At 32.5% G+C, this 6221-nt stretch carries 5 protein-coding genes; 3 read left to right on the top strand and 2 right to left on the bottom strand.

Annotation, left to right across the window (positions count from 1 at the left end):
* Window positions 1-712 (top strand): PorP/SprF family type IX secretion system membrane protein (locus WA340_RS15230; protein ID WP_336129694.1); only part of this gene is annotated, 712 nt, incomplete at its 5' end.
* 22 nt (window positions 713-734) lie between these two features.
* Window positions 735-2633 (top strand): OmpA family protein, encoded by a 1899-nt coding sequence (locus WA340_RS15225; protein WP_336129693.1) that lies wholly within the window; start codon window positions 735-737, stop codon window positions 2631-2633.
* A 212-nt stretch (window positions 2634-2845) separates the two neighbouring features.
* On the opposite strand, the gene WA340_RS15220 is transcribed toward WA340_RS15225, so the two are convergent.
* Together WA340_RS15220 and WA340_RS15215 are read right to left on the bottom strand one after the other, a co-directional pair.
* Window positions 2846-4390: an Rne/Rng family ribonuclease gene (locus tag WA340_RS15220; protein ID WP_106679685.1), complete on the bottom strand. Its 1545-nt coding sequence runs from the start codon at window positions 4388-4390 to the stop codon at window positions 2846-2848.
* Between the two features lie 307 nt (window positions 4391-4697).
* The gene (locus tag WA340_RS15215; RefSeq protein WP_019386001.1) at window positions 4698-4988 is read right to left on the bottom strand and encodes an HU family DNA-binding protein; all 291 of its coding nucleotides are present in this window, start codon (window positions 4986-4988) and stop codon (window positions 4698-4700) included.
* A 139-nt stretch (window positions 4989-5127) separates the two neighbouring features.
* On the opposite strand from WA340_RS15215, the gene mutY reads away from it, so the two are divergent.
* Entirely contained in the window at window positions 5128-6168 is a 1041-nt protein-coding gene (mutY, locus tag WA340_RS15210; RefSeq protein ID WP_336129692.1) for an A/G-specific adenine glycosylase, read from the top strand.
* Window positions 6169-6221: the final 53 nt, after the last annotated feature.

Below are 6221 nucleotides of genomic sequence, written 5' to 3'. Positions count from 1 at the left end.
CTTAACCATACACTCGCCAGTAGGTAAGCGTGTAGGTTTAGGTTTATCCTTAATAAGTGATGAAGTAGGACCAGTAAACGAGACTAATGCGTATGTAGATTTCTCATATACCTTACCGGTAGGGACAGGAACAAAATTAGCGTTTGGATTAAAAGCAGGAGCTACTTTTCATGACATTGGATTAACCTCAGTAGAAGTATTAGATCCAAACGATCCTTTCTATTCAGAAAACATCAATGAAGTCACACCAAATATAGGAGCAGGCTTATATTTTTATAAGCCAAACAAGTATTACATTTCTGCATCGATGCCAAATATTTTAGAATCTGTACACTTAGATGCTAATGGATTTAAAATAGGGTCAGAGACCCAACACGCATTTGTAGCAGCAGGATATGTATTTGACTTATCAGAAAACTTTAAGTTAAAGCCACATGTAATGACAAAGCTAGCATTTAGCTCACCAGTGACTTACGATGTAAACCTAAACCTATTTATGTATGATTTTGTAGAGGTAGGCGCAGGTTACCGTTTAGACGATTCGTTTAGTGGTATGGTTAACTTTTTAGTAGCACCAAACTTAAGAATCGGTTATGCATATGACAGTGTTAACTCACAATTAGATGTTGTAACTAACTCATCCCATGAGATATTTATCAACTTTGATATCAATCTACCAAGAAAAGTATCAAGATCACCACGTTATTTCTAATCAGATAAGCTAACCAAGAACAATGAAACATATACAATTATTTATAGTTTGTGCCTTAATAAGCAGTTTTAGTCTAACTGCTCAAAACAGTGCTACAAAAAAAGCCGATAAACTTTTTGCTAAGTACCAATTTGTAGATGCTATAGAGGCCTACAATAAATTAGTAGAAAAAGGAGAAGCCGATGCTTATGTCTACTCACAATTAGCAGAAGCCAACTACAATATCTATAGTACCGAAGCAGCCGAAAAGTGGTATGCTAAAGCATTTGAAGCAGGAGCAAACGATGCAGAGATGATCTACAAGTATTCAGAAATGCTAAAAGCAAACGGAAAGTATGAAGCATCAAATACGCAAATGGATAAGTTTGCTGCAATGAAGCCATCAGATGACAGAGCAATGATGTACAAGTCTAACCCAGATTATTTATCAAAAATCTTAGATAAAGGAAAAACCTTTAACGTACAAAACTTAGACATCAACACAGCTACATCAGATTTTGGAGGTACGCTTGAAGATGGTAAACTATACATTACTAGTTCTAGAAATGATAACCGTAAAAAATACGGATGGAACGAAGAACCATTTTTAGATATCTACGAATATACTGTAGCAGAAGATGGGACTTACCAAGGAGAAGAGCTTTTAGACGGAGATATTAACACTAAATACCACGAAGGTATTGTAAGCTTTACACCAGACGGAAAAACCATGTATTTTTCAAGAGAAAGTTTCTTTGAAAACATCTATGAAAAAGACAGTTTATCTAACACAAAGTATAGTGTATTACATCTGTTTAAAGCTACAAAAGACAGTGATGGTTTTAGCGAGGTAGAAGCCTTATCAATCAATAGTCCAAACTACTCGATTAAAAACCCAAGTGTAAGCGCAGACGGAAGCATGATTTACTTTGCAAGTGATATGCCAGGAGGATATGGTAAGTTTGATATTTACAAAGCAACATTAGATGCAAACGGAAATGTAGGTACACCAGAAAACTTAGGTCAAAAGGTAAATACCGAAGGACAAGAAATGTTCCCATACATTAGTAGTGATAATACACTTTACTTCTCTTCTACAGGTCATTTAGGACTTGGAGGTATGGATGTATTCCACACTAAAGAAATAGACGGTAAAATGGCGCCTATACGTAATGCAGGAACACCAATAAATAGTAATGGTGATGACTTTGCTTTTAGAATGAATGAAGAGACAGGAGAAGGATTTGTATCGTCTAACCGTGAAGGTGGAAAAGGAAGTGATGACATTTATGCTATTAAAAAGTTACAACCATTATGTGATGTATTAATCACAGGAACTGTAGTAGATGAGAAAACCGGAAACGTATTAGCAGGAGCAACAACAAGCTTAGCCGATGCTAACGGAAACATTTTAGCTACAAAAACCACTAATGCAGAAGGTGTTGTAGAATATATTGTAGAATGTGAAACAGATACAGAATTACAAGTTACTATGGAAGGTTACGAAAGTAACAAAGTAAGTGTAGATGGTACTAACGAAGAAGAAGTAGCAGTAAGCGTAGCATTAACACCAATAGAAGAGATTGTAACACCTGTAGAAGTAGTGTTAAATCCAATTTACTTTGAGTTTGACAAATCAAACATTACTGCAAAAGCAGCGTTTGAATTAGACAACTTAGTACAAGTGATGAATAAATACCCAGATATGGTTATAGAAGCGACGTCTCACACAGACTTTAGAGGTTCTGATAGCTACAACCAAGGTTTATCAGAAAGACGTGCACAAACTACAAGACAGTACATTATCTCTAAAGGTATTGATGCTAGCAGAATATCTGCATCTGGTAAAGGTGAAACTGAGCCTGCTGTAGATTGTAACCCTTGTAGCAAAGAACAACACCAACTTAACAGAAGAAGTCAGTTCTTAATTGTGAAGCAGTAATCTAAATTTTATGCTGAAATAATCAGCTTTATTAATACTAAAAAAGCGGTAATTTGAACCAATCAAATTACCGCTTTTTTGCGTTAGGGATGGTAGTGGCATCCTTTTTTTTCTTCAATATAAGGCAAAAAAAGATATAACGAACAGCCTGTTAAAACGCCCAAATCTTTACAATAAAAAAAGCCTCACTAATTAATTAGCAAGGCTTTGGGTTATTTTATTAAATCACCATTTTTATCGTAAAAATGATATTCTAAATATGTGTAAGCATCTCTAGGTTGTATTTTTACCCATTTTTTGTGTTCAAAAAACCATTTTGAACGTACAGATGGAAAACCTTTTGTTAAAAAGGCTGCTATAAAAGGATGTGTGTTTAAGGTCACCTTTTTATAGTCTTTTTTAAATAGTTGTTCTAAGTCATGAGTTATTTTTTGTACCAATACTATCGGTGCTTCGACCTCTTCTCCATTATCACCATTAGGGTTAACTTCTCTGGTTTTAATGTTCATTTCTGGTCGTACTCTTTGACGTGTTATTTGAATCAATCCAAACTTACTAGGAGGTAATATTTTATGTTTGGCTCTATCATCTTTCATTTCTTCACGTAAGTGATTGTAAAGTTTTTTTCTGTTTTCGGCAGAGTTTAAATCTATAAAGTCTACTACAATAATACCGCCCATATCACGTAACCTTAACTGTCTTGCAACTTCTGTTGCAGAGATAAGATTTACTTCTAGCGCAGTATCTTCTTGTGAGTTTGATTTGTTAGATCTATTACCGCTGTTAACATCTATTACATGAAGTGCTTCAGTGTGTTCTATAACAAGGTAGGCACCTTTAGCCATAGATACTGTTTTTCCAAAAGAAGTTTTTATTTGTCGTTCTATCCCAAATTTCTCAAAAATGGGAACTTTAGATTGATAGAGTTTGACAATTGATTCTTTATTTGGTGCAATTTCTTGCAAATAATCTTTTATTTGAAAATAAAGCTCTTCATCATCTACATGTATACCTGTAAAAGTGTCGTTAAATATGTCTCTTAAAATTGAAGAGGCTTTATTTAATTCTCCTAATACTTTGGTAGGATGATGAGCTTTGTGTAGCTTTTTACACATTGCTGTCCAACGACTTAGCAAATGTTGTAAATCTTTGTCTAGCTCGGCTACTTTTTTGCCTTCAGCTACTGTTCGTACAATAACGCCAAAACCTGGTGGAGTTATACTTTTTACCAATCGTTTTAAACGGTCTTTTTCTTCTCTATTTTCTATTTTTTGAGAAATAGATATACGATCAGAAAAAGGGACTAAAACAATATATCTACCGGCAATAGAAAGCTCTGAGCTTATTCTTGGACCTTTTGTAGATATTGGTTCTTTTACGATTTGTACTAAAATAGACTGATTTGATTTTAAGACGTTGTTTATTTTACCGTCTTTATCAATGTCTTTTTCAAATGGGTAATCTTTTAAAGAAAAGTCTTTTAATTTACCTGTGCTTACACGTTTTGTGAATTTTAAAAGTGAAGAAATTTTTGGTCCTAAATCATGATAATGCAAAAAGGCATCTTTTTCATATCCTACATTAACAAATGCAGCATTAAGACCTGGTACAGCTTTTCTTATTTTGGCGATAAACACATCGCCAACAGCAAACTTGTTACCATCTTCATCTTTATGTAATTCAATTAGTTTTCCATCTTTTAATAAGGCAAAATCAACAGCTTCTGGACTAGACCTAATAATTAATTCTTTATCCATTTAGGTTAATTTTTATCCATACGATTAAGTATAGATGGATTATACAATTTTCACAGGATTTTTAATCCGGCTGAGTTTATTTTTACGCAAGGTTAAAACGTAATTTTTTTAAACTCTATTTTCAAAGAACGAAATTTTAAAAAACCAAAAAAGTAGTTAAAAAACTACTTTTTGGAATTATTTTTTCTTTTTGTGACGGTTAGCGCGTCTACGTTTTTTACGCTTATGCGTAGCAACCTTGTGTCTTTTACGTTTCTTACCACTTGGCATAGGTTAATGTTTTTAAATTAATAATTCGTTTAAATTTTTACTTTACGTCAACATTTGTTTTAACGCCTTCTACAAATACTTTTGCTGGCTTAAATGCTGGAATATTGTGAGCTGGAATCTTTATTGTTGTGTTTTTAGAAATATTTCTTCCAGTTTTTTCAGCTCTAGTTTTGATAATGAAGCTACCGAAACCTCTTAAGTACACGTTATCTCCACTCTCTAAAGATGTTTTTACTTCTTCCATAAAAGTTTCAACAGTCGCTTGAACATCTCCTTTTTCAATTCCTAATTTCTCAGAAATTTTTGCTACTAAATCAGCCTTAGTCATTTTCTTTTATTATTTGAGTTATTATAATTTTTTTAAGGGTTGGCAAATATAGGCATTTAATATTCAATATTTCAAACCTAATTCATTAAATTTTAATGCTATAAACTTTACTTTTGCAATTCTTGTAGTTTTTAGCCCTATGAATTTTTCAACAAAGTTAATTAATTGGTATACAGTAAACAAGCGCGATTTACCTTGGCGCAGTACGACTAATCCTTACTATATCTGGCTTTCTGAAATTATCTTACAGCAAACACAAGTTGTTCAAGGTACACCTTATTACCATGCTTTTACAAGTCAATTTCCGACAGTTTATGATCTTGCAAAAGCTAATGAAGAAGACGTTTTAAAATTATGGCAAGGATTGGGTTATTACTCACGCGCACGAAATTTACATTGGTCTGCAAAATATATAGTAAAAGAGCTTGATGGTGTTTTTCCTGATACATATAAAGATATTTTAAAGCTAAAAGGTGTTGGAGATTATACCGCTAGCGCAATTGCGTCTATTTGTTTTAATGAGGTTACAGCAGTGGTAGATGGTAATGTTTATAGAGCATTGTCCAGAATTTTTGGAATCGAAACACCAATAAACTCTACACCAGGACAAAAAGAGTTTAAAGCGTTAGCACAACAATTAATAGATAAACAACAACCTGCTATTTTTAATCAAGCTATAATGGAGTTTGGCGCAAGACAATGTAAACCTAAAAATCCAGATTGTAGTGTTTGTCCTTTTAAAACAGGTTGCTTAGCATTAAAAGGAAATAAAATTGATGTATTACCTGTTAAGCTTAAAAAAACTAAGGTTACTAAAAAGTACTTTAATTTTATAGTTATTATTTCTAAAAACGAAAAAACAATTTTAGAACAACGTGTTGGAAGCGGGATTTGGCAAAACTTATATCAATTTCCTTTAATTGAAACTGAAAAACCTTCAACTTATAATAATATAAAGTCTATGATTGAAAATTTAGATGTTTTAGAGGATATGAATTTTGATGTTCATTTATATAATGATACAGATATAATACATAAATTATCGCATCAACATTTGTACACAAAATTTTGGATAGTTAGTGTAGATAAAAGTATTAAAAAAGGTATTGATATTTCTAATATAGAAGACTTTCCTGTACCTATTCTAATAGGTAACTTTATTGATAAATTTAATTTTTAAAATTTATAATTCATTCACTTCAAAAAAAATTATTAATTTTAATAACATACAGA

Origin of the sequence: Mesoflavibacter sp. CH_XMU1422-2, from assembly GCF_037029245.1 — a bacterium.
In the GTDB taxonomy this organism is placed as follows: domain Bacteria; phylum Bacteroidota; class Bacteroidia; order Flavobacteriales; family Flavobacteriaceae; genus Mesoflavibacter; species Mesoflavibacter zeaxanthinifaciens.
The sequence above is the reverse complement of the archived record's forward strand: the minus strand, read 5'-3'. Positions and strand labels throughout refer to the sequence as shown.

What these genes read in the sequence shown, in the direction of transcription:
- WA340_RS15225 (WP_336129693.1), top strand. Translation starts at nt 735, where the DNA reads ATGAAACATATACAATTATTTATAGTTTGTGCCTTAATAAGCAGTTTT.
- WA340_RS15220 (WP_106679685.1), bottom strand. Translation starts at nt 4,390, where the DNA reads ATGGATAAAGAATTAATTATTAGGTCTAGTCCAGAAGCTGTTGATTTT.
- WA340_RS15215 (WP_019386001.1), bottom strand. Translation starts at nt 4,988, where the DNA reads ATGACTAAGGCTGATTTAGTAGCAAAAATTTCTGAGAAATTAGGAATT.
- mutY (WP_336129692.1), top strand. Translation starts at nt 5,128, where the DNA reads ATGAATTTTTCAACAAAGTTAATTAATTGGTATACAGTAAACAAGCGC.